The 22,709-nt window shown below is 47.6% G+C and carries 28 protein-coding genes; 17 read left to right on the top strand and 11 right to left on the bottom strand.

Features of this window, described 5'->3' with window-relative positions; translation table 11 throughout:
• Positions 1–63: 63 nt before the first annotated feature.
• The 4 genes from BMZ56_RS10060 to BMZ56_RS10045 form a co-directional block, all read right to left on the bottom strand.
• Entirely contained in the window at positions 64–372 is a 309-nt protein-coding gene (locus tag BMZ56_RS10060; protein WP_090626458.1) for a hypothetical protein, read from the bottom strand.
• Entirely contained in the window at positions 353–892 is a 540-nt protein-coding gene (locus BMZ56_RS10055; RefSeq protein ID WP_090626457.1) for a MauE/DoxX family redox-associated membrane protein, read from the bottom strand. The genes BMZ56_RS10060 and BMZ56_RS10055 overlap by 20 nt, the downstream gene beginning before the upstream one ends.
• Complete coding sequence (locus tag BMZ56_RS10050) at positions 889–1,365, bottom strand: hypothetical protein (protein WP_143072901.1); 477 nt, start codon at positions 1,363–1,365, stop codon at positions 889–891. Before BMZ56_RS10050 ends, BMZ56_RS10055 begins: the two co-directional genes overlap by 4 nt.
• Before the next feature lie 233 nt (positions 1,366–1,598).
• Positions 1,599–2,729: a hypothetical protein gene (locus BMZ56_RS10045; protein ID WP_090626455.1), complete on the bottom strand. Its 1,131-nt coding sequence runs from the start codon at positions 2,727–2,729 to the stop codon at positions 1,599–1,601.
• Positions 2,730–2,953: 224 nt separating this feature from the next.
• Between BMZ56_RS10045 and BMZ56_RS10040 the strand changes: the two genes are divergently transcribed.
• The 4 genes from BMZ56_RS10040 (at position 2,954) to BMZ56_RS10020 (ending at position 6,260) form a co-directional block, all read left to right on the top strand.
• Positions 2,954–3,547 carry an RNA polymerase sigma factor gene (locus tag BMZ56_RS10040; protein WP_090626454.1) on the top strand — a complete coding sequence of 198 codons (594 nt, stop codon included), beginning with the start codon at positions 2,954–2,956 and terminating at the stop codon, positions 3,545–3,547.
• Positions 3,547–4,887: a FecR domain-containing protein gene (locus tag BMZ56_RS10035; protein ID WP_090626453.1), complete on the top strand. Its 1,341-nt coding sequence runs from the start codon at positions 3,547–3,549 to the stop codon at positions 4,885–4,887. Before BMZ56_RS10040 ends, BMZ56_RS10035 begins: the two co-directional genes overlap by 1 nt.
• Positions 4,888–5,238: 351 nt before the next feature.
• A complete protein-coding gene (locus tag BMZ56_RS10025; protein ID WP_090626451.1) occupies positions 5,239–5,715 on the top strand; it encodes an RNA polymerase sigma factor in 477 nt (158 codons plus the stop codon).
• 2 nt (positions 5,716–5,717) lie between these two features.
• Complete coding sequence (locus BMZ56_RS10020; RefSeq protein WP_090626450.1) at positions 5,718–6,260, top strand: hypothetical protein; 543 nt, start codon at positions 5,718–5,720, stop codon at positions 6,258–6,260.
• A gap of 246 nt (positions 6,261–6,506) precedes the next feature.
• On the opposite strand, the gene BMZ56_RS10015 is transcribed toward BMZ56_RS10020, so the two are convergent.
• Positions 6,507–6,872 (bottom strand): winged helix-turn-helix transcriptional regulator, encoded by a 366-nt coding sequence (locus tag BMZ56_RS10015; protein WP_090626449.1) that lies wholly within the window; start codon positions 6,870–6,872, stop codon positions 6,507–6,509.
• Positions 6,873–6,966: 94 nt separating this feature from the next.
• Between BMZ56_RS10015 and BMZ56_RS10010 the strand changes: the two genes are divergently transcribed.
• Complete coding sequence (locus BMZ56_RS10010) at positions 6,967–7,500, top strand: NAD(P)H-dependent oxidoreductase (protein WP_090626448.1); 534 nt, start codon at positions 6,967–6,969, stop codon at positions 7,498–7,500.
• 124 nt (positions 7,501–7,624) lie between these two features.
• Here the strand turns inward: BMZ56_RS10010 and BMZ56_RS10005 are convergent, their stop codons facing one another.
• The gene (locus tag BMZ56_RS10005) at positions 7,625–8,203 is read right to left on the bottom strand and encodes a DJ-1/PfpI family protein (RefSeq protein WP_090626447.1); all 579 of its coding nucleotides are present in this window, start codon (positions 8,201–8,203) and stop codon (positions 7,625–7,627) included.
• A 344-nt stretch (positions 8,204–8,547) separates the two neighbouring features.
• Between BMZ56_RS10005 and BMZ56_RS10000 the strand changes: the two genes are divergently transcribed.
• The 6 genes from BMZ56_RS10000 (at position 8,548) to BMZ56_RS09980 (ending at position 11,953) form a co-directional block, all read left to right on the top strand.
• The gene (locus BMZ56_RS10000) at positions 8,548–8,970 is read left to right on the top strand and encodes a VOC family protein (RefSeq protein WP_090626446.1); all 423 of its coding nucleotides are present in this window, start codon (positions 8,548–8,550) and stop codon (positions 8,968–8,970) included.
• 64 nt (positions 8,971–9,034) lie between these two features.
• A complete protein-coding gene (locus tag BMZ56_RS09995; protein ID WP_090626445.1) occupies positions 9,035–9,526 on the top strand; it encodes a helix-turn-helix transcriptional regulator in 492 nt (163 codons plus the stop codon).
• A 136-nt stretch (positions 9,527–9,662) separates the two neighbouring features.
• Positions 9,663–10,181 (top strand): nucleotidyl transferase AbiEii/AbiGii toxin family protein, encoded by a 519-nt coding sequence (locus tag BMZ56_RS09990; RefSeq protein ID WP_245893157.1) that lies wholly within the window; start codon positions 9,663–9,665, stop codon positions 10,179–10,181.
• 84 nt (positions 10,182–10,265) lie between these two features.
• Positions 10,266–10,463 carry a barstar family protein gene (locus tag BMZ56_RS25860; RefSeq protein WP_218146535.1) on the top strand — a complete coding sequence of 66 codons (198 nt, stop codon included), beginning with the start codon at positions 10,266–10,268 and terminating at the stop codon, positions 10,461–10,463.
• A 42-nt stretch (positions 10,464–10,505) separates the two neighbouring features.
• The gene (locus tag BMZ56_RS25855; protein WP_218146534.1) at positions 10,506–10,667 is read left to right on the top strand and encodes a hypothetical protein; all 162 of its coding nucleotides are present in this window, start codon (positions 10,506–10,508) and stop codon (positions 10,665–10,667) included.
• 125 nt (positions 10,668–10,792) lie between these two features.
• Positions 10,793–11,953 carry an ATP-binding protein gene (locus BMZ56_RS09980; protein ID WP_090626444.1) on the top strand — a complete coding sequence of 387 codons (1,161 nt, stop codon included), beginning with the start codon at positions 10,793–10,795 and terminating at the stop codon, positions 11,951–11,953.
• Positions 11,954–11,981: 28 nt separating this feature from the next.
• On the opposite strand, the gene BMZ56_RS09975 is transcribed toward BMZ56_RS09980, so the two are convergent.
• Positions 11,982–12,530: a glycosyl-4,4'-diaponeurosporenoate acyltransferase CrtO family protein gene (locus BMZ56_RS09975; RefSeq protein WP_090626443.1), complete on the bottom strand. Its 549-nt coding sequence runs from the start codon at positions 12,528–12,530 to the stop codon at positions 11,982–11,984.
• A gap of 66 nt (positions 12,531–12,596) precedes the next feature.
• Between BMZ56_RS09975 and BMZ56_RS09970 the strand changes: the two genes are divergently transcribed.
• Positions 12,597–13,097, top strand: coding sequence for a tetratricopeptide repeat protein (locus BMZ56_RS09970; RefSeq protein ID WP_090626442.1), 501 nt, complete (start codon positions 12,597–12,599; stop codon positions 13,095–13,097).
• 10 nt (positions 13,098–13,107) lie between these two features.
• On the opposite strand, the gene BMZ56_RS09965 is transcribed toward BMZ56_RS09970, so the two are convergent.
• Both BMZ56_RS09965 and BMZ56_RS09960 read right to left on the bottom strand, forming a co-directional pair.
• Positions 13,108–13,908, bottom strand: a complete 801-nt coding sequence (locus BMZ56_RS09965; RefSeq protein ID WP_090626441.1) for an alpha/beta fold hydrolase — start codon at positions 13,906–13,908, stop codon at positions 13,108–13,110.
• Between the two features lie 51 nt (positions 13,909–13,959).
• Positions 13,960–14,526 (bottom strand): Crp/Fnr family transcriptional regulator, encoded by a 567-nt coding sequence (locus tag BMZ56_RS09960; RefSeq protein ID WP_090626645.1) that lies wholly within the window; start codon positions 14,524–14,526, stop codon positions 13,960–13,962.
• A 112-nt stretch (positions 14,527–14,638) separates the two neighbouring features.
• Here BMZ56_RS09960 and BMZ56_RS09955 point away from each other — a divergent pair, with 112 nt between their 5' ends.
• From BMZ56_RS09955 to BMZ56_RS09940, 4 genes are all read left to right on the top strand, one after another.
• Positions 14,639–15,319: an FAD-binding oxidoreductase gene (locus BMZ56_RS09955; protein ID WP_090626440.1), complete on the top strand. Its 681-nt coding sequence runs from the start codon at positions 14,639–14,641 to the stop codon at positions 15,317–15,319.
• Between the two features lie 117 nt (positions 15,320–15,436).
• Complete coding sequence (locus BMZ56_RS09950; protein ID WP_090626439.1) at positions 15,437–16,810, top strand: ATP-binding protein; 1,374 nt, start codon at positions 15,437–15,439, stop codon at positions 16,808–16,810.
• A gap of 119 nt (positions 16,811–16,929) precedes the next feature.
• On the top strand, positions 16,930–17,454 hold the full coding sequence (locus BMZ56_RS09945) for a DUF4143 domain-containing protein (protein WP_218146533.1): 525 nt from the start codon (positions 16,930–16,932) through the stop codon (positions 17,452–17,454).
• 113 nt (positions 17,455–17,567) lie between these two features.
• Positions 17,568–20,033, top strand: coding sequence for a CHAT domain-containing protein (locus tag BMZ56_RS09940; RefSeq protein WP_177195114.1), 2,466 nt, complete (start codon positions 17,568–17,570; stop codon positions 20,031–20,033).
• Here BMZ56_RS09940 and BMZ56_RS09935 read toward each other — a convergent pair.
• Both BMZ56_RS09935 and BMZ56_RS09930 read right to left on the bottom strand, forming a co-directional pair.
• On the bottom strand, positions 20,016–20,723 hold the full coding sequence (locus tag BMZ56_RS09935; RefSeq protein ID WP_090626437.1) for a hypothetical protein: 708 nt from the start codon (positions 20,721–20,723) through the stop codon (positions 20,016–20,018). The two genes, BMZ56_RS09940 and BMZ56_RS09935, sit on opposite strands and share 18 nt — an antisense overlap.
• Position 20,724: 1 nt before the next feature.
• Positions 20,725–21,261 (bottom strand): RNA polymerase sigma factor, encoded by a 537-nt coding sequence (locus BMZ56_RS09930; protein WP_090626436.1) that lies wholly within the window; start codon positions 21,259–21,261, stop codon positions 20,725–20,727.
• Between the two features lie 105 nt (positions 21,262–21,366).
• On the opposite strand from BMZ56_RS09930, the gene BMZ56_RS09925 reads away from it, so the two are divergent.
• On the top strand, positions 21,367–22,701 hold the full coding sequence (locus tag BMZ56_RS09925) for an OmpA family protein (RefSeq protein WP_143072900.1): 1,335 nt from the start codon (positions 21,367–21,369) through the stop codon (positions 22,699–22,701).
• The last annotated feature ends 8 nt before the right edge of the window (positions 22,702–22,709 follow it).

Raw genomic sequence — 22,709 nt, 5'->3', positions numbered from 1 at the left:
TACGCCACGTTATCATCCAATTTGGCGTATCCCATTATTTTCACGTTTAGACAAGCGAGTGTTCTATTCGTCCCGCTTTGTTTCGCCCCTCGTCTGATGATTTGCCATTGCCTCCGCAACCGTTTGAGGAAAGTCTTCTTCCGGATCTAACAGAATTTCGATGGCACAGAGCGTTTCCGAATTTTCGGCATTGCATTCCGGCTCGTTTGGTTCACCGCCGGGCAGCGGATTATTGGAAACGATGGTGCTTCCATCCGTCCCGACTTCGTACCATTCATAATCCTGAACACTGCGGTTTGCTTGGAATGACATGGTAACCAAGCCGATCACGACAGCAAAAATAGCTGCAAAATTAATTTTTAACGTTTTCATAATCTTTACTTTTAAGTGCATTTAAAAAAAATCCTGTTGTATTTATCGGTCTTTTGGCCGACCCGCCCTCGGTAGCGCCGTCCTTGTCGGCACCGCCTCGCTGTTTTTTCGATAAGATGATTCCTGTCCAGCTAAGTGTCAGGAAAGTAAGATTGAACCATAGGTGTTCTTTCCACGATAGCCCGTTGATTATTGAGCCGCAACCACAGGGTCGCTTTTCGTACCAGTCCAATACACCGAAGAGAATAAAGAGCGTAAAGCCCAGCATCAGGACAGCCGATAACCACATGCCCTGATAGATGCGTGTCCGGTTTTGGGGCCAGGCTAGCAGTACTACAGCGCCCAGTTCTAATAGTGGCAGCAGCCAGAACAGGATGTCCGCACTCCACTCCGGAATGGGCTGACGCCGCAGGATACTGTGGAATCCCGATAGATCCCACAGTTTCTCTACGGCCACCGAACCCCACAATGCAATCAGTGTTAGCCGAACCAAGGTGATAATGATAGATTTCGTTTTCATGCGTTTGTCCGATTAACGTAATGGCTTTGTTGCCTGATCCAATCGATGGCTCGTCGGTGAGCTAGCGTGGGGCGGCCTATCTTTTTCTTTCGTTCCTCGAGGGTAACTGTGTGCCACCAAAAAAGTCCGTCCAGGCAGGCAAGTTGTGCAGGATCCGTTACCAACGGGCAATGAGCATGTCCTATATCTTTGGTGCCAAGGCGCCATTGGACATGAGACCCGACGATACTAAGGTAGGCGACACGTGGATCGTCAGGGACGTCATGGTATAGCCGGACGATAAATGGAGATATATCGGGATCGGCATAGGCTACATTGCCGAATCCTCGTAGCCATTCGAGTATGACATAGTTGGTTTGTTCGCGGAACAATTGGTGCCAAAAGGCCTGAATCATTGCCGGCGTGGTAGCAGGGGTGGGCGGTGTTACCCAAGGCTTCTTTGTTATAGTCCGAATAGTCCGAATCGTTTTCATATCATCCTCCATTTCGTTTTTAAGTGCATACGATGCTCTTTTTCTTTCGAAGATAGGATAGGGGAAACCCCGGCAGGGGGGCGGTCAGATGGCCTTAACGATACACTAAAATAGAATTGGGGGGCGGCAGGAATTTAGGGGTGTGGGCTCGGCGACGCATGAAGGGCCAGTGTTGGGCGGCCTAAGGGGGCGGATTCACCGCCCCCCAAAAAGTTGAAGATTTCGAAAAAACGTTACTTTCCGCGACGGCTGGAAAGCAACAGGCTGAATAACTTGACAAGCGCTTCCCTTTTATCACTGAGTCTTTCTTCGACACGGTCGGCTGCGCTGTAATACTTAGCATTGTCTGACTTTCGGAGCGAATGTGCCGAAAGCTTTACACCTTCCGGGCCACGGATAACTGCGGTATACGCTTCAGATGCTTCCTTTTTACTACCATAGGCGGCATACACGCCCGCTTCAAAATCCAGATTGAAATGCACATTTTGTTCATCCGGGGGAATATTGACGATCAATGTGCTAGCTTCTTGTACCTCTTCAAGCAGCTTTCTGTCTGTAAGCAGTTCCTTCCGTCGCTCCAAATAAGCCAACAGCTGCGCTTTCAGCGGCTTGCGCCACGTCTGGTATCCCAACTCGGTTTGCTGGTCGATGTGTTCGATGTCGTTGATTAACTGGTAGATCAGTTCGAGGGCATCGATGGAGCCTCTACCATGCAAAGCTTGCACCGTTGTGCGCTCCCACCAATTGTACACGCCCATGTGGTTGTAATTGTACTGGATGAAGAACCGGAAGAGGCGCAGGTTCCAATCTTTCGGAAGCGTACTTTGGCTCAGCTCGGTAAGGACGGGCAGAAATTGCTGTAAGTATCGATAAGTGGCATAATTCAGGGTGCCAGTAGGCTGGCTCCGGATCAGGTGAAAGCCGTGTGTGATTTTATCGATGAGCACAGGGTTGACCTGCTTTTCGACCAACGCGGGTACGATGATGCGTTCCTGCCTGAGAAGTTCGTCGTTGAGTTGCAGTTCGTACACCAGTGGCACGGATGTCTTCAGGTTTATGGGGACCTGGAATTTTTGCTCGCAGAATTGCAGGGTTTCAAGAAGCCGCACGAGCATCGGTATAAGCGGCTCATCGGGGCTTGGTGGCGTATGTTGATCAATGAGCTGCACCAGATCGGCATGGAAGTTTTGGGCATCCCATACGGCTATGCGATCGGGATTGTTTTTGAATACCGTGTACACCTCGGTTTCAATACGGGTTAGTTGCTGGTCGAAGTGTTGCCATTTCGTTTCAGAGTCCGTAGGATCCGAATCGTTCAGAAGTATATCAATTTGCTGTTTGATGGAAAGTAACTGTCTAATCATAATGGTCTGTTTTAGTATCTGGGGCAGAGCAATACGGATTACTCATTGTGATTTTATCGCAACTTGCTTTTAATCAGGTATTTATTTTAATTTTTTCTTGGTTTGTTTATTTCATATCGTTACCTTAGCCTAACTAACTAATGGCCGCTCAGCCCTATTATACATAAGTATAGTCGCCGCGGGCAGGCAAAAAGTACCAATAAGCGTATGATTTTTTTTCTGGCATGGATCCATATGACACCTATACCGATAAGCAATTGTTCGAGTTCCTTGCCAAAACTCGGAAGCAACGGGAGATGGACCGGTTGCTCAAAGAAATCATCAGACGTTACGAAAAGCCGTTGGCTACGAAACTACGGTTGGCAATTCCCTACGACGACGATTTAATAGGACTGATAGTGAACGATGTATTCATCGATGTGTGGAGAAAGCGGCGGAAGCTGGCATCTGTGGAAAGCCCGCGGGCATGGCTGTTGAAGGTGCTGAGCTTTAAGATGAGCGATGCCATCCAAAAGGTGAAAGGCAGGGAGGAGTATCTAGATTTCACGACCAGTGATTACCTGGAGATCCCGGAAAACCATCCCGATTTTGACGAGGAACGTTATGAAGGGATGGTGCAAAAAATCCAGAGAGCCGTGGCAAATATGCCCGTGCAACGACGGGTCGCCTTTGCGATGCGGGTGTTCGATGGACTGAGCATCGCGGGAATCGCGCGGCTACGGAATCTGAACGAGCAGACCGTTAAAAACCACGTGGGCCTCGTTAAGCAGCAATTGCGGAAAATGTTTAGAAAAGGCAGGAAGGAGGGATACAAGTAATGTACAATCCGAAAAATATCAAGAAGATCATCCGGCGGGGGCTGGAAAGAAAGTTGAGTGCGCAGGATGCCGTGATACTTAAATCGGCTCAGCTGATCTACGAAGAAAATGAACTGCTGGAGTTGGAGATGGATGTGCTGGAGGAAATGGTGGCAGAACGTACGATGGGTGCACCCGGGCAGCGAAACATCGACACGGGCACCATTATCCGCGCGGAGCGGAAGCAATATATCCGACAGTTGCTCATCGGCGGCATGCGGGTATGTGCCGGTATCGTGGTGGTGGGGTTGATTGGATCAGGTGTACTGGCCCTCAACGAGTGGTGGAGCGAGCGGACGGTACCGTCTGCCTACGAAAAATTGGTGGTAGCCGGCAACCGCGTTCCGGCATCCGAATTTGCCTGCACGGTTTACTGGGGCAATTCCGCTACGGTAGTAGGCAAGGAGAGCAGGGGACGCCTGGGGCGTTTTGGTGACAAGGAGTTGTGGCGCCGCGACAACGGCGAACTCGAATTGGTTCAGCTACCGTCGCAGTTCTCCTTTTCGGCAGGTCACAAACCGGATATCCGGGTGGTCACCGATGCGCAGCAGCAGTGTGCGGTTTGGCTTCCGGATGGGAGTTTGATACGGTTGGACGCTGGATCTAGCTTTTCCTATCCCGTGGAGAAACTAGGCGCTCCGAATATGGAAATCAGCTTGGCGGGGCGGGCATTGATTCGGGTACGCGAACATGCCGATCCACATCCGCGGACTGCGGTGCTCCGTACCCCCAATGGATCATTGACTACGCAGGCGGGGGAATTTGCCGTGCTGGCCAACCGGACTGATACGCGGGTGACGCTGCTGGATGGAAGGGTGGACGGTCATTTCCCGATCGATGACGGGTACCGGATACTCACCAATAGGGGCGATCAGGTTACATACGACCGTTGCTGTACGGATGCCGATGGAAACATCAACATGAAGTTATCCGATGTTACACGGACGGACCCCTGGCAGGCGGTGGCGTGGACCACCCGGGAGCGGAATTACCGAAATGTCTCGCTCAGGGAATTTATCCTGGAGATGAACCGGACGTATAACCTGGGGGTAAAGAGCGTGAATTGCATTCCTGAACAAATGACCATCACGGCTTCGGTGCATTTCAAGGATCCGGTAGACAAAATCTATGGTTACATCCGAAAGGCCGGGTTAGCCATGTACGAAAGCAATGGCATGATTAGCTTCTGCGGTCCGGAGCTCGACCCCGGCCGGCTTCGGTATCCGGATGGGGTAAGCGACTCGCGGGACTTAATGGATGTGTTGCATGGCCGTGATTTGCTGGCGGCAGTGCCAAGGTAACAAAGTATGGCATTTCACTGTAGATCCTGTAGTTTGTTATTAATTACGCGGATACTATCAAGTATGGCAGCGTTCTGATCTTTTAAATAATCAATTTCTTTTTGCAATTGCTCATCTCGTATTTGCGACCTTCCATCGGGCGATGATTCTCTTTTGCAGGCAGCTATTGACAGCAGAATAATAAAAGTAAGTTGTTTCATTTTTATAGTTTAACCAGTTAGTTGCGGGTTTTATTAGAAACTTACACACAACCGATTTTCCAAGCTGCTGTAAGTTTTTGAGGATTTCTGCTACTGATAAGCGGACTACCCGCAGGAGGTAGGGATCAAATTCTTACCTTTAGTATTATATATGGATGAAACGCAGTTCTTAACATGTATTGAAGAGTATCAGGGGATTATCCATAAGATATGTCGCTTATACCGGGACACACGGGAAGACCGTGAAGACCTTTTTCAGGAAATTACGTTCCAACTTTGGAAATCCCTCCCAGCGTTTAAGAATGAGGCAAAAATAAGCACATGGATTTACCGCATAGCATTGAATACGGCAATTGCCACTTTCCGTAAAAAGAAACACGCCATCGAATACCGTCCTGTATTACCCGATCTTCCCGAAGAACAGCCCAGCGAAGAATTAGCCTTACGTCAGGAACGTTTATTTGCCGCGTTGAAACAATTGGATGATGCCGATAAGGCCATAATTACCCTATACTTTGAGGAGCTGAGTTATCAACAGATAGCCGCTATTACGGGTATCAGCGAAAATTATGTGGGTGTTAAACTCAATAGGATAAAAATCAAAATTCAAAAACTTTTAATCCAATAATTATGGAATTTAATGAAATGAAATCTACTTGGAACGCGGTGAGAACGCCAACCATTCCGTCAACAGAAATTCAAGCGATGTTGTCAGAAAACAAGCATCCGGTTTTAAAAGGTATTAGGAAACAACTGACTATAGAAATCATCGGTTGGTGTATTTTCTTATCATGCTACTATACGATGTTTGATGCAAATTTGAAACCGCTATGGATCAATATATTGCTTGTTCTTTCGATTCTGCTGCCGCTTATTCATAACCTAATGGGGTATCGCCTTGCAAAGTATCTCGTTCACGGAGCCAATATCCGCGAATCGCTGAAAAACTACCTGTCTAAAATTAAAATATATGCGATCATCTCGATTGTCTCAAGGCAAATTTACTTGGCGGGATTTCTATTGTTCTTTACCTATGGATTGAGATTCAATACGAGCAGGTACGTGTTGCTTGCTGTTATCAGCCTGATTTTTTTAGTTCAGCTTTGGCTGTTAGGCAGGTTATGGGCCAAACGTTTGAAAAATCTTGGAAATACAATTGCAATATTCCGTTGATGACCTTTACAAGGACCCAAGGTGAGACCGAAACATTCCTGAAAAGTGTTAAAATCTTCGATTTCAGCCATTGTATGTCGAGTACTGTAAGCAATACCTTCGTACCACTGTATCAGCCCGCAGCACCCCGGACCACCAACATGCGAAACATGTCGAACCTGTTATCGAAGCCTTGCTTGACTTCGGACTGATACACCGGGGAAAAATTAAACAGACAGCTAAAATAGCGGAGTCGCTTACATTACGCTAAACATCGGTTTTAATGGCTTTATGCTTCTTGCCCCATTTTTCAAGTTCGTGGATAATTGCCTTTAGCTCGTATCCGATCGGAGTGAGCTCGTATTCGACCCGGGGCGGTACTTCGGCATATACCGTCCGTTTTACGAGGTTGTTTTCCTCCAATTTTCGCAGTTGCAGCGTCAACATCCGTTCAGTGATATTCGGTAAACACTTTTTCAATTCGCCAAATCGGAGTTTCCCGTTGATGAGGTAGCAACAGATAGCCAACGCCCATTGGCCGCCTATAATGTGGGAAGCATATACCTCCAAACATTCGTCGGCCAAAGCCTGCTTATTCGCAAAGTTGGTGGAGGTTTCTTTAACTTTTGCCATTACTTACTTTTTTTATAGTACCCTACAATGGGTTGCTAACGTACAAAACTAACCTTTTGCGCCTTACTTTTGCCATACACAATCTTACTGACAGATGAAGACATTGATCATGGTTATCCATCCCGACATAGCGAGTTCGGTTATCAATAAAAGATGGGTTGACGAGTTGGATAAACATCCTGAAAAATACGAAGTCCGCCTCTTGCATCAGCTTTACCCCGACGGGAAAATCAACGTGGCTGCAGAACAAAAACTGATTGAACAATACGACCAAATTGTGTTTCAGTTTCCGTTTTACTGGTTCAATTGTCCACCGCTCTTCAAACAATGGCTGGACGAGGTGCTTACCTATGGATGGGCTTATGGCAGCAAAAGTGGGTATAGGGTCGCGGGGAAAAAAATTGCATTAGCCCTATCAGTTGGGATAGATGAACACGAATACCATTCGGCAGCCAAGTATAAGTATACGTTGGCTGAATTGACCCGGCCCTTTGAACTGACTTTTGAATATGTAAAAGCCGATTACAGACCGTTTTTTGCCTATTATGGCATTGAACTGAATAGCGAAAAGGATTGGATAGAACGAAGCGTACCTCTGTATATGAAATTTCTGGAGGAGCTTTCGTGAGGATAAACGTGATCCTAGCGGAAATCGCATTAACGACACTCCATCGTTTTATGACGAAGTGAACCGGGTACTTATGCGAGGAGCGGACTTCACCTTCGGGCCAAGCCTGGATATCGCGTCTATTTTACGACGATATCACAATGCCAAGAAGTTTGTAGAATTCCCTTAAGATGGCCTGGTGCCCGGGCCACGCTGGAGATGTAACCAGGTTGCCATCTACCACAGCTTGGTCTGCGGGAATGTTTTTCCACGTTCCGCCGGCAAGTTCGATATCGGGCCCTACAGCTACATAGGCAGTCAGTGTTCTACCGGTCAGTACTTTTGCGGCAGTTAATACCTGGATACCGTGGCAGATTGCCGCCACTGGTTTGTCGGCATCGAAGAAGTGCTTCGTGATTTCCAATACCCGCTTGTTGAGCCGGATGTACTCTGCCGACCGGCCGCCTGCGATATACAACCCGTCATATTCGGCGGGATCTACATCGTCAAAATTCTTGTTGATGGCGAAATTGTGGCCACGAAGCTCTTTGTACGTTTGGTCGCCGGTGAAATCGTGTACTGCGGTAGGTACCACCTCGCCACTTTTGCGGTCGGGTGCAATGGCATCAACCTCGATGCCAACGGATCCCATTGCCTGAAACGGAACCATTGCTTCGTAATCTTCCACGTAGTCTCCAACGACTAACAAAACTTTCTTTGCCATAATACTGTGCTTTTAGTGAATCTAATAAAACACCCAATTTTACAAAAATCTATTGGTTGTAATGTTGGTTTAATGTTAAAAAAACGGTTTGGAAAAGAAGTTGAGTTGGAATAGCCGGAAAGGTTCAATCCCGAATGGGTGTAGATGAAATCCGATTGGGGCGGCTGTAGCCAATCCGGTAAACGCACTACGCGATGAATGAGCCTAAATTGCTTGGTTGACAGCGGTAGCTAACCCGGTGGATTCGCTGCGCGATAAATGAAACCAAACCACACCGACCGTACGCTATATTTGCTATTTTAGTAACATAATACGCTGACGTTTTGAATCGAATATTTTAACAGATGAAACCAAGAATTTCTGTACTCACATTAGGCGTTGCCGATCTGGAGCGGTCGGTTTCCTTTTACAAAGACGGCCTCGGCTTGACAACCGAGGGTATTATCGGTACCGAATACGAAAATGGTGCCGTAGCGTTCTTTCAGTTGCAGGATGGCCTGCAACTGGCCTTATGGCCTTGGGCAAGCATAGCCGCGGACACCGGCCTGCCTGCGGGCGGAGGCGCGCCCGGTGCATTTACCATTGGCCATAACGTGAACAGTAAGACGGAAGTGGATCAAGTGATGGACCAAGCGGCAAAAGCCGGAGCTGCCATCGTCAAACCGCCGCAACAGACGTTTTATGGTGGTTATGCAGGTTACTTCCGGGATATTGATGGCCATTTGTGGGAGGTGGTCTGGAACCCTGCGCTGTTCGTGGAGGAATAAGACGTCTGTATCAGCGGCTTCTTTCATACTACGTTATGTAAACAAAAATGTTTGTATTTGTATCGTGGTTAGTTATTACGAAAAATACAAAGGGATTCATCCAGGGATCGTCCTTGGTAGAGAGCTAAAGAAGCGTGCTATCAAGCAACGCCCTTTTGCCTTGTCCTTAGCTGAGCATCCCCAAACGTTTAACGCGATAACAAAGGGGAAAAGAGGACTTAGTACGCCATTGGCGTTGAAAATCGAACGTAAACTTGGCTTAGAGGAAGGTACTTTGGTAATCTTACAAGCCTATTACGATATCCAAAAGGCTAAAGAACAAGAAACTAAACATACTCCGGATTTATCCATCCTCAGTAAATCACTTTTTTGGGATACCGATATCAACCGGATAGATTGGCAGCGACAATACCGTGCCGTTATCCAACGTGTCTTTGAGCGTGGAAATGAAAATGACAAAAAGGAGATTACTCGCTTTTACAGCACTGAGAAGATAAAACTGGCGTTGGAAGAGTCCAAGACCAGACATCCTTATACCATTCATAAAACGAATTAATCAGCTGGTTAACCATGCTCTATTACCATACGGTAACTGACCTTTTAAAAGATTCATTGATTGCGCTGATGCGTTCGTCTGTATTCGAGCCGTTTCGGTTACTGCGTTGAGTCTTCAGATCGGACATCGTGTATCTGTGGACATTGACTTATTCACGGATGTGCCCTATGGTAGTATTGATTTTAAAAAGATTGATGAATTTATAGACAATACATTTCCCTTTCACGATCATTCTTCTGGCCTCAATCCGGCAATGGGAAAGTCATACACCATCGGTATTGATAAGGGACATGCCATCAAACTGGATGTCTTTTATACGGATTTGTTCATACAACCTGCGTTATTAGTAGATGCAATTCGATTGACTACGATCGAAGAGATCATCGCGATGAAGATCGATGTAGTCCAACGGGTTGGACGGAAAAAGGATTTTTGGGATTTGCATGAGCTATTGATTGACCATGATATCCAAACTATGTTGGACTTGCATCAACAACGTTATCCCTACACACATGATAGAGAACTTATTTTAAAGAACTTTACGGATTTTGAGTTGGCGGACGACGAATTTGACCCGGTATGTCTACGGGGTAAATACTGGGAGTTTATCAAGGAGGATATTGTTGAAGCTGTTGAAAAGCATAACAACAAATAGCAGACGAGCCAATCGATATACCGTTGGCATACCGGCTGAAGGGGCAGCGGTGCTTTTTGGCTATCTTTACCGGAAAAAGCAAGCGTGTCCAAAGAAGATATAAAAGAGCTGATTTTTGACGGAAGTCGCATTCACGACATCCCTTCGTTTTATGACGAAGTGAACCGGGTATTTATGAAAGGAGCGGACTTTACCCTGGGACCAAGCTTGGACGCATTCAATGATGTACTGCATGGTGGTTACGGTGCTATTCGTGGGAATGAACCGATATGTCTGAAATAGCTTCACTTTGAGAAAAATAAAGAAGATCTGGGGGTAGCTGCGATGATCGCGTTTTACCGGGCCAAGTTGGAACAGCCGGAAACATTCAATCCCGAATGGGCGCGGAGGAAACTCGAAGAACTTGAACGTGGGGAAGGGCAAACGTATATGGATATTTTGTTGGAAATTATCGGCGAACATTCCAATATCCGATTGGTGGTTTAGGCGTTGCCGACCTGAAAATTTCAAAGTTCACCTTCATATATTTCAAAGTTTATTTCTGAATATTTCAAAGTTTAGCTTCAGATATTTCAAAGTTTTTGTACATTTGATTTGATAACGATAATGCTATGTCCAAATTATTCTCCCGGAGCTTGGCTGAAGAAATTAGAAAACGTGAAGGTAAATTTCCCATTTTGGCGGTCACCGGCCCACGCCAGTCTGGCAAAACCACTTTACTGAAATCGCTATTTCCGGATTACACCTACGTATCCTTGGAAGACCCGGATAACCGATCATTTGCGGAAGACGACCCTAATGGTTTCCTACAACTGTATCCGGGGCGAACGATACTTGATGAGGTTCAGCGTGTGCCTGCGCTTTTTTCCTATTTACAAACTGCTGTGGATGAATCCGGCGAAATGGGCCAATATATTTTGTCGGGCTCACAGAACTTCCATTTACTGAAGAATATCACGCAAACCTTGGCCGGGCGTGTCGCTCTATTCCGTTTGCTACCGTTGGACCACGAGGAGATGGGGAGCGCGGGGATATTACCAGATACGTATGCAGAGGCATGTATCCGGGGTTGTTATCCTGCCGTATTTCACCGGGATATTGACCCGGCCGACTTTTATGAAAACTATGTCCGGACTTATATCGAAAAAGATGTTACAGAACTGGTTAATATACGTGATACGCAAAGTTTTCGGACGTTTCTGGGGTTGTGTGCGGCACGTGCGGGGCAATTGCTGAATCTCAATGCCATCGCCAATGAATGTAATATTTCTCAGCCTACCGCCAAAGCATGGTTATCGATCTTGGAAAGTAGTTATATTGTTTTTCTGTTGTATCCCTACCATGAGAATTTCAACAAGCGGCTGGTCAAGACCCCAAAGCTTTATTTTTATGATACCGGATTGATCAGCTACCTACTTGAAATACGCGAAAAGTCTGAAATCGTAACCAACCGGCTAAAGGGAAACATTTTTGAAAATCTCGTGGTTGCTAACTTCTTGAAGATAAACGAACATCGATACCAGCATCGCCATTATTATTTCTGGCAGGATCATAACGGCCTAGAGGTGGATTTACTCCGCAAAACTGCTGAGGCTTTTGATGCTTACGAGATCAAAGCGACCCAAACGTTGACCAGTGAGCTATTTAAAGGGTTAAATCTTTTTTCGGACGTTGCCAAACCAGCAACCGTGCATACTCACCTCATATACGGCGGCGAGGGGTCTCTGACCCGGAGCAATACCGACGTGCTGGGATGGAAGCATGCTAGATGAATGAAAATTACTGATACACCCCATGCGTTTACCATTCGCCATAACGTGAACGACTGATTTGGATGGCCCGTTCGAGCCGGGGTCGGTTAAACCGCTGAAGTAAAATGGGATATAGATTAAGTAAGATATTCAGTACAAACAACCACAGTGAGTAGATTACTCCAAACTTAAATGCCACAAAAATGCCAAATCCAAGGACGATGATAAAAATAATCAGATGTGCCAACTCATCTTGTTTCGTTTTGTAATGCAGGAACCGTAACGCGTCGATATTTTTCCTGACGGGCTTGCTTTGTTTGTGTAGTTTTTCCCAACCGATCCCGACGAGTAATTTCCGGTACAGATTTATTCCGACAGATTCATATACTTTCCCCCCTCGTTCCCATGCCTTTTCGTGAAAATAAGGCGATGAAAGTTGGCTTTTCAGCGTTTCAGTAAACGCAAATACGCAACCCATTAACAAAAAGTTAAGACTGATTGCAAAGGGCAAACCCTGTACACCGACGTAATGAACCAGCGCATAAATCAAGGCAATGGTCAGTATTACTATAAAAATTAAGGTTAGGGCTCTTTTCATTGACTATCTTCGTTCTAAGGCATTATCCGCCCAAATATACGTACAACTATTCAACCACCAAGGTACATGACAAATGATCCGGTCAAAGTGAATGGGACAAGAAAACCAAACCACCCCTTACTTGTTTCCAATAGTGAAATCAAAGCACTCCGATCCGCCATGGCCAAACAGAAAATAGCTCGTAAGACCCGGATGGATGAAGCACGGCAGCTGGAAAAAGAAGGGAAATCTGCCGATGCATTGAAAATATACCGTGCCCTGGTCCGACGTAAACCCCTGAATGCAGATGCCTATAGCCGAATGATGGTCATTCTGCGCAAGCAAAAGAAGTACGAAGCCGAGCTCGAGACGATCCAGCAGGCCATTGCCACGGCAGAGAAGGCCATCGCATCGAACCAGCAGGCCTTTGACGACAAAGATCGAGATTCGGCCGCGCTGAGCCGTAAGCTAGCCAAGTCGCTCGGCCTCCTGAATGACGAGGGGCTGCCGGTATACGAGGAGCCCCAACTGCGCGCCTGGCGCAAACGGGAAGCCGTGGTAGAGAAACGACTTGAAAGCCGGCGTTGATCATCGCTGGTTACGGCGCCTCGTCGGTGCTTTCCAGGAATCTGGGGATCATAGCCATCAATAAATCGGTTTGTTGGGTCAACGCCGTATGCATGGTGCCCGGCAGGATGGCCAGTTGGGAAGCAGGCATGGACAGTTCCCCTAAACTCCCGCCGCCGAGTAATCGATACAGCGCAACGGTGTGTTCCGGTTGGATGATGTCGGCGTCGCCGGCGATAACCAGGGCGGGTGCTTTGATCTGCTGGATTTCATCGGCTGGCCAATCCTGCACTTGCCCTTCAAAGGCCCGTACTTTAGCGAGTTGTTTTGACCAATTTTCGGGGTTTGGAGCCGTGCGTAAGTATTCCGCCTCATACGGCGAGCCTTTCAGGGCTTGTTCCATAAATTCGGGGCTGAACAAGGTTTGGAGATCGGGATGTCGCCCGCTGGTTTGGTAGCTGCACGAGGCCAGTATGAGTTTGCGGACAAGGTCTGGTCGGCAGATGGCAACCTGCAGCGCCACACCAGCACCCGTGCTATACCCAAAAATGTCGGTTTGGGAGATATTCAGCACATGCAATAATTCAATTATGTCGTCCGTAAACGCCTCATAGGAGAGCGGGCGCTCGGGGAGGTCTGCGGTGTGTCCGTATCCCTGAAACTCAACGGCAATGATCTGTCGGTCCGTTGCGAGTAGGGGGATTAATTTTCCGAATGCGGTATCGATTCCCGAAAGTGCTCCGGGTAGAAAGAGCAGCGGCTTTCCTTCGCCCTGTATTTCGTAATACAACTGCAATCCATTGATATCGGCGTAATTTCTTTGTGTTTTCATGGTCACAAAGGTCCAAACTACCGGGTAAACAAATCTTGGTGTACACCAAGATCAGAAGGTTACGTTGTTAAACAGCTTACTGAAGTTCGTTGGGTCGATACCCAGGTAGGAGGCAATGTATTTATGCGGCACGAGTTGCAGCAGGTGTGGACTTTTCCGGCAAAACTTTTTGTATCGCTCTTCGATCGTCATCGCGCGTAGTTCGATATGCAGATCGATCATGCCGGCAAACATGGCCTCGGTCATGCGCCTGAAAAGCCGTTCGAGTTGTTGGGAACGATCTACTAATTTTTGCAGATCGGCGTAGGTAATGTAGTCCAGTTCGCTGTCCGTCAGACAGACTAAATGATATTTCGAAGGTACCTGGAACGAAAATGATTCGGCAATTGCGCATAGAAACGGGAAGTAGGTGAAGGACAGCGTGTACAGTTTGTCACCCGTTTCAAAGTACGCCATCTGCACGCCGCTTTTTACAAAGTAAAGTTCCCGTTGGATCTGTCCGGGTACGGTGATGAAATCCCCTTTTTTAAACGACCGCGTCTGAAAGCGATCGGTCAACAGGTGATAATCCGTTAACGGGATATCATGGAATTGTTTGAAAAACGTATATCGTTCCATCGACTTGTAAATATGGCCTTTTTTGCCGGATTTCCGCCACTTTATCGTTCTGTTTTCCAAATTTAGTCGTAGTTTGCGGAACTAAAAAAGTTAAGCTAAGCGAATAAATAGAATGACTACCAACATCGTTACCGACATTTACGACGTAAAGATTTTAGATACCAGTTACGTGACGCATAACGTAAAACGTTTTGTGTTGGAAAAGCCTGCCAATTTTTCGTACATACCCGGACACTCCACGCGTTTAGCGGTTAATGCGCCGGGCTGGGAGGACGAATGGCGCAATTTTAGTTTTACTTCGCTTAATTCGTGGGACTACCTTGAGTTTATTATAAAAATCTATGACGACCATAATGGCGTCACTCAACAATTGGGCAAGCTGAATGCAGGAACTTCGATACGGATGAAAGACGTATTTGGAACCATTGATTATAAAGGCCCCGGTATTTTTATCGCAGGCGGTACCGGTATTACTCCGTTCATAGCGATCTTCCGGGCTTTATTCTACAGCGGCAATATGCGAAACATCGGATTGTTCTATTCCAATCACTACCACAACGATGTGATTCTGCACGAAGAGCTGACCCAGATGCTGGGTAAAAATTACGCCAATTTTTTCAGTAAGGAAGGCGTAATCGGTTTCGGCGAAAAAAGAATAGACTGCGATTTCCTGGTAAAGGTCATCGGTGATTTTGATCAACGGTTCTATGTATGTGGGCCGGAAGCATTTGTCGATGATATCAGCGGGTACTTAATAGAACTCGGTGCACGCATGGACGCGATCATTATCTAAGCGGATAACGCATGTTGCTAATTGCCCTTGTTTTGTTACAATATTTTATAAAATTTGACCTTGTTTTGTTACAATAAATATGGATATTTGCCCTTGTTTTGTTACAATTTAAAGTGGATGGCATTTAGGAGAAGCATATTAGATCAACTTTCGCGCTGGAAGTCCAGCGACAATAGAAAGCCGCTCATTATACGGGGAGCTAGACAGGTGGGTAAAACAACACTGGTCAGGGATTTTGCTAAAACTTATCAATATGTAATTAATTTGAATTTGGAAAAGCCGACGGATCGTCGCTTTTTTGATGATTTTGATGACGTACAGACCATCGTGGAGTCTTTGTTGTTGGTGCACAGTATCCCGTCATCTGGAATAGAGAAGACGTTGCTTTTCATCGATGAAATACAAGAAAGCCCTAGGGCGATACAATTATTGCGTTATTTTTATGAAGATCTTCCCCAACTTCATGTGATAAGCGCTGGTTCGCTGCTCGAATTTGCCATGCATCGTGTAAAAAGCTTCCCGGTTGGAAGGGTGGAGTTTTTATATTTACATCCACTGAATTTTCAGGAGTATTTGGATGCGACTGGAAACTCAATCTTACTCGAAGCGTTACGAGAAGCACCGGTAAGACCAGCAGCCCATCTGCCACTGATATCGGGTTTTCATCGATACGCCATTATCGGTGGTATGCCCGAAGTGGTCAAAATTGATGGGGCCAACCGCCAGCTTTCTGATCTGGTAGCTGTCTATGAGAGCATTTGGGGTACCTATAAGAATGATATTGAAAAATACACGAACAGCGACGCTGAGCGTAAAGTCATCAAACACTTAATGGATACGGCACCTTTGTATGTGGATGAACGGGTTAAGTTCCAAGGTTTCGGCAATTCCAACTATCGATCGAGGGAAGTTGGGGAGGCCTTTCGTACGCTTGATGCCGCCCGGATTGTCCGCCTTCTCTATCCCACGACAGATATGGTACCACCGCTACAGGCCGACCTGAGGAAATCGCCCCGGTTACAGCTACTGGATACCGGAATTATCAATTATACACTGGGCATACAGGCGGAAATGCTAGCGATGCCAGATCTCAATACTGCATATCGGGGCGCAATAATCCCCCATCTGGTTACCCAAGAGTTAATTTCTTTGCAGCAGCAAACGGATAATAAGCCCATGTTCTGGGTCAGAGAGAAGACACAGTCAAATGCAGAAGTGGATTTGGTTTATACCTACCAAAAATGGGTTGTACCGATTGAAATTAAGTCGGGAGCTACCGGTAGTTTGCGGTCATTGCATCAATTTGTGGAAGCAGCGGACCATCCCTTTGCCATACGCATTTATGGAGGTGAGTTCAGGTTAGAAAACGCGGTAACTCCTAATAAAAAGCCCTATTTTTTGCTTAACCTGCCCTATTATGCCGTAACAATGTTACCGCAATATGTTTCGTGGTTGATTAATCAACCTTACACTCATTCATCTGCTCGCTAAGCCGCAGCGGATAGTCCTGCCGGTCGGCTTGTTCCTCAACTGTCTCGAAGTTCGAGAGGAAAATCAATCCCGATCCGTTTCTGTTCTTCCTCGGCACTCTGATAATGGCCTCTTCCGAGATGTTAGGCCAGCTCGTAGATGCCGGTAACACGACGACCTTAGCGCATTACCTGGATTTGCTGAACACGGCAGGTTTACTCGGCGGTTTGGAAAAGTATGACCCCAAATTAATCCGTAAACGCTCATCCAGTCCGAAATTGCAGGTACACAATACGGCGTTGATCAGCGCGCAGCGGGATGAGCAGTTTTCAGAAATCCCCCAAAAACCAGATGAATGGGGGCATATGGTGGAATCTGCCGTTGGCGTGCATTTAATCAATAGCGCTTACACCGGAGGATATCACATTCACTATTGGTGGGAAGGGGGGCATGAAGTCGACTTTGTATTGGAACGGCGGGGCAAGGTGGTGGGACTGGAAGTGAAGAGCGGAAAAACGCAGGCCGGTGTTAGCATGCCTGCATTCCGCAAAGCTGTGAAGCCGGATAAAGTGTTGTTGATCGGAGCGGAGCATCGGGGATTCCTTGGGAGACGTTTCTGGCGATGGATCCGCTTGATTTATTCTGAAGTTCGGAATCCTTGCTGAACTTTTTGTAAATTGACCGACGTAAAAAAGCTAGCTGCCATGTTTTCCTTTGCCTCCTATACCATTGAACGGAGAGCCCCTTTCAGGTTGTTAATTACTTGGAGGGAAAAGGCTTGAAAATCGAGATAATCGTCACGGTGCTCACAGGTTGGCTATTGCAGGCAAGTGATATCAGCCCCGAACGCAAGCTGAAAGGCTGGAAGATCCAAGCGGATTCCCTTCACCAAGCCGGATTGGCTTTTAGCGACCGGGGCGATGATTCGAGTGCTGTGTTGCTGTATGAAAAGGCACTGAAGCTGTACCGGGATAGCGCCGGCGATCCCGATCAGCTCCTGGGATTGTTGTATAACGACCTCGCCTTTTCCTATGGGAGCATCTATGTTCCTTATTATTCATTGGATTATTTTCGTAAGGCCGTCGAGATATGGGAATCCATAGAACTGGATGGCGACGGAGTGGATAACCTCATTTCGGGCTACCAGAATCTGACGTTCGAACTGATCGGATACGGTGATTTGAAAGCTGCCGACACGATACGGAAGCGGATGAATAGCCGATTTTACAGACATTATCACCAAAGGGGGCGGCCGCCGTCGAAAGATCCATTTTACCGCAAACCACGGAGCATGCACCTGCTCGGCAACGTACGCGTGCTGGCGGCACAGGGGCACTTGGAAATGGCGTACGCCTATGTGGATACAATGCACCAGGAAATCGACGATTTAGGAATCGTTTTGGCGGCCTACAAGATCCTGTTTGATAATGCTTATGAGCAAGATGACGATTCGCTTACCGTGCGGTTTGCACAACAAGCGCTACCCATCGCCGATCGGTATGACAGCCCGTTCTACCGGTTGGTTTGCTATGCGAAGCTCGCATCGGTATATCATCGGATGGAACAGTACGAACAGGCATTGACCTATGCGACCCGAGCGGAACGAAGCATGGTATTCGATTCGTTTTCCGCTAGTAAATATGCAGTGCAAACTATCAAAGCGATGATTATCAGTGGAATGGGTAGGTGGAAGGAAGCGCAGCAGCTTGTAGAGGCGTCGATTGGAGAGATTGTTCAGAACCAAGCGGATCGGACAATTCCGATTTCGGAGCTAAAAGCAGCTGATCTGGGTGACCTTTCGTCTTATACATTTATCCGCGTGTTTACCGAAAGCTCACGGATTATGTATGGTAGTTACCTCCGTGATGGCAGTAAAGAAACCTTCCGCAAGGCGGCGAATTTATACCGGGCATCTGCTGGGATGTTTAATCGGTATTACCTAAAGGGCGAATATACCGACTTGGTTGACGACCTGCACCTGGAAATCATGGAGGGGCTGCTTACCCTGAGCGTGGATGAACCGGATGAGGCCGTCGATTACCTCAGCCTGATCGAGCAAAATGCTTCGCAACATTTGATTAGGGAGTTTGAAAAGAAACTGCGGGTGAAGAAGGAATCCCAAGGCCAGGACGTAGCTAACGTCTTTGACGTACGCAATGTGTTAGCAACACTGGAACCGAAGGAGTCGATGATGAAATTTTATGTAGCCAGCGAATACGTGTACCGGACGCGGATCACGGCGGACGGTGCGGCGGTATTCCGTATTGCCGATGCGGATTCGCTCAAGTCATCGGTTTTCCGCTATGCTACGGCGCTCCGCGGACTGGCTGCAGGATACGAGCACTTGTCGGATTCACTGCGGCAGTTGCTGCTTGGAGACCACGCGGATAACGTCACCACGTTAATTCCGGATAATTTTCTGAATTACATTCCTTTTGAGAGTTTGTATGATGCCCGCCAGGGAAAATTTCTCGGTGAAATCCAAGTAATAAGTTATGCGTATTCGCTTCCGGTTTGGTTGTTGCATCGCCAGGCTTCGTTTCCTGTGCTCGATGCGGTGCGGATGGGTATTTTTTCACCGAGTTATCAGGTCAATGACCTGCGGCACGCACGTGAGGAAGCCGGGCGAGTCGCGGCAATTTTCGAGAGCGACCGTTTTATCGCTGGCGACGCGACCAAGCGTGCGTTTCTCGATCGCCGGGCTGATTATGATGTTCTGCACTTTGCCATGCATTCTTTTTTTTACGAGGATGATTTCAGTCAGTCGTGTCTGGTGTTCGACGGCGCGGAAAAACTGTATTTTTCCGAATTACATGCCCTTCATATCCCTGCTCGCATGGCGGTGCTCAGCGCCTGCAACACGGGCAATGGCAAATTAGTAAAAGGAGAGGGCGTGATGAGCTTATCCCGCGCATTTACCTATGCCGGCGTGGCCAGCACAGTGGTAAGCTTATGGCAGGCTCCAGATAAGGAAACGGCCGAAATTATGACCTCGTTTTACGAAGGGATCGCACAGGGGTTGTCTAAATCATCGGCAATGGCCCAGGCGAAGCGTGCCTTTATCGAAAACAATCCGATGAAGCGGCACCCATTTTTTTGGGCGGGCTTTGTGGTCAATGGCGATGATTCGCCATTGGTCGTGCCTCCCCGACAGGGCATGGCTTGGATGGGCATCGGAGTAGTGCTGGCGATCCTTGTGTCCCTTGGGTTTGTATACGGGAGACGGCTACAACCGCGACAATAGTTCGTGGGCGGTCTGGCCGTGGGGTGTGCGGCCCTTTGCCAATTCTTCTAATAACCCACGAGCTTGCTTACGTTCGTCTAACCGCAACAAGGCGAGCGCCCGGTACCAGCATGCATAGGCGTAAAGGGGGGCATCGGTCGGGTATTGCGCAAGTACCGAATCGGCATCGGCGAAGCGACCTAGTTCAAGGAAGGATACCCCTCGGTAAAGCAGCGAATACGGTTCCTGTGTATCCCGATACAGCTTTCCGAATAACTTCTCCGCGTTGGCATAGTCCGCCTGGTCATAAGCCTGGAACGCGGCTTGCGCGGTGGATTCCGAAGTTTCTCCCCTTACCGTTGGCATGACGGTATTGGGGTAAGCTTGGTAATATTCGGCATAGAGGGCTGGAGCCGATGACGTGCGGAGCCATAGCCAAGTGCCGCCGCCAACTACCAATAAAACCGCAGCCGCCGCGCCGATCCACCAGCGTAAACGGGGGGAGGCGTTGTGCTGCTTTTGTTCACGGTTACGAAGCAGCTGCTTTAGCCGCGCCCGTTCGCTTAACGCGATGGCCTGCCGTACCTCCCGCTGGAACTCGACTTCCCGTGCAAAATCCGCATCAGCCCCTATCAGTTGCTCAAACGTCCGTTGCTGCTCGGCCGTGAGCGTACCTTCGAAATATCCCGTTATCAGCGCTTCGTGCCGCATATCATTTTCCTTTTGTTAACTCCTTCAGCTGTTTGAGACAGCGTGATTTCTGGCTTTTCAAAACATCCTTGTTGGTATAACCCAATCGTGCTTGGATTTCGTCCAATTTTTTGCCTTCGTAATAAAATAGCCGCAAAATGGTACGGCATTGGTCGCCTAACTGCTGGAAACCTTCACGGAGCGATGCGACACGTTCTTCATGAAGGTTCTCATCGTACAGTTGGTCGGGTATTTCTGCGATATCGTCGGTGAGGACTTGCTGCTTCGCTGTTTTTTTTAATCTAGTTAATATCATGTATTTACCTACACCAAACAGATAGGTTTTGACGCTGCTTTTCAGGGCGTCCAGCCGGCCTTGCTGTGCGTGTTCCCAAAGCACAATCACCGCATCCTGGTAAATATCCAGTAACTCTTCAGATGCTAGCGAGTATCTTGCTGCGAACCGAATGAAGTCGGTCTTATACGCGTCATATATGCGGATAATCGCCCGATCCGAGCTGCTTTTCAATCCGTCAAGAAGAACGCTGTCTTTTTCCATTAGTAGTTGATCGGCGGCAAAGTAAACAAAAGTTTTAATTTTTTTTATTTGACATGTTTACTTTTTCCAGGGGAATATACTAATGGAAAAATAATTGTATTTACCATGAAAGGAAAATTACTTGTATTGCCTGTCTTAGTGATAACCCACGTGGTTTTCGGGCAGGAATCCGTCGGTGAGCGTGTCGTAAACCGCACGAAAGAAACAACGATACGAAAAACCGAAGATAAGATCGATGAGCAGGTCGACAATACGTTGGATAAGATTTTTGATGGATCGATCTTCAAGAAGAAAAAGAAAAAAAACGGTGATGGAAATGCCTCGGGTACGAAAAAGTCGTCGGGGAAACAGACCTCCGGTGGAAGTACCGGATCGGATGGCGATGATACCGATTTCAGCACTTACCGCGATTTCGACTTTGTGCCGGGCGAGCAGACGCTTTTTTTTGAGGATTTCTCCAATTCTTCATTGGGCAGTGGTCCAACACAATGGACGGTTACCGGTAATAAGGGGGAGCCTGCCATTACCGCCATTCCAGGAAGTGAAAGCCGTTGGCTGCGTACACCAAAAGAAGGCTTGAGCTTTCCGAATGCGTTCAACGATTTCCCTGATAATTTCACGATGGAATTTGACATGTATGCCGACCCGGAAGAAATGAGTGAGATGATGAGCGGGCTCAAGGTCGTGATTGTCCAAAAACTAGCTGATCGATCGGAATACGACCAGTGGTTTAATGGATACCCGCAAATTTTCCTCGATATCCATCCATCGGGGGGCGGTGGATCGTTGAATCTCGTCGCCAAGACGGAGTATAATGGAAATCTTACGCAAGAAGAAATGACGTTGCACGACAGTACCTACCGCGATGGATGGCTGAATGGTGAAGTGAACCGCGTCTCCATCGCCCGGAATGGCCAATCGATTGCCTTGTATGTCAACGAAACCAAGTATATCGACTTGCCCAACGGACTTCCTAAACCCGGCCCATACGGGTTGGTTTTTGCGAACAACATGTGGGGCGACGGCACGTACATCACGAACATCCGCGTGGGCGGCGGCGGTGCGGTAACGGCCAAAACCGTGAACAACGACATCACGACGGAGAAAAAGTTCATTTCGCGCACGATTTATTTCGACGTGAATTCGGCACGCATCAAGCCGGAATCCTGGACTACATTGAATGAAATCGCCAACGGCATCGGCGAAATGCCCGGCAACTTCCACATTGTTGGCCATACGGATAGTGATGGTGCGGATGAAGCCAATCTGGCGCTGTCCATCCGTCGAGCGGCATCCGTGAAGAATGCGCTGGTAGGCGAATTCGGATTGGATGGCGCACGATTGACCACCGATGGCAAGGGCGAGGCAGAACCCGTGGAGTCGAATGAGACAATCGCCGGTAAAGCACAAAACAGACGCGTAGAATTCATTCAGCAGTAAGTCAAGTA

It is taken from the genome of Parapedobacter indicus (assembly GCF_900113765.1).
Taxonomy (GTDB): domain Bacteria; phylum Bacteroidota; class Bacteroidia; order Sphingobacteriales; family Sphingobacteriaceae; genus Parapedobacter; species Parapedobacter indicus.
The sequence above is the reverse complement of the archived record's forward strand: the minus strand, read 5'-3'. Positions and strand labels throughout refer to the sequence as shown.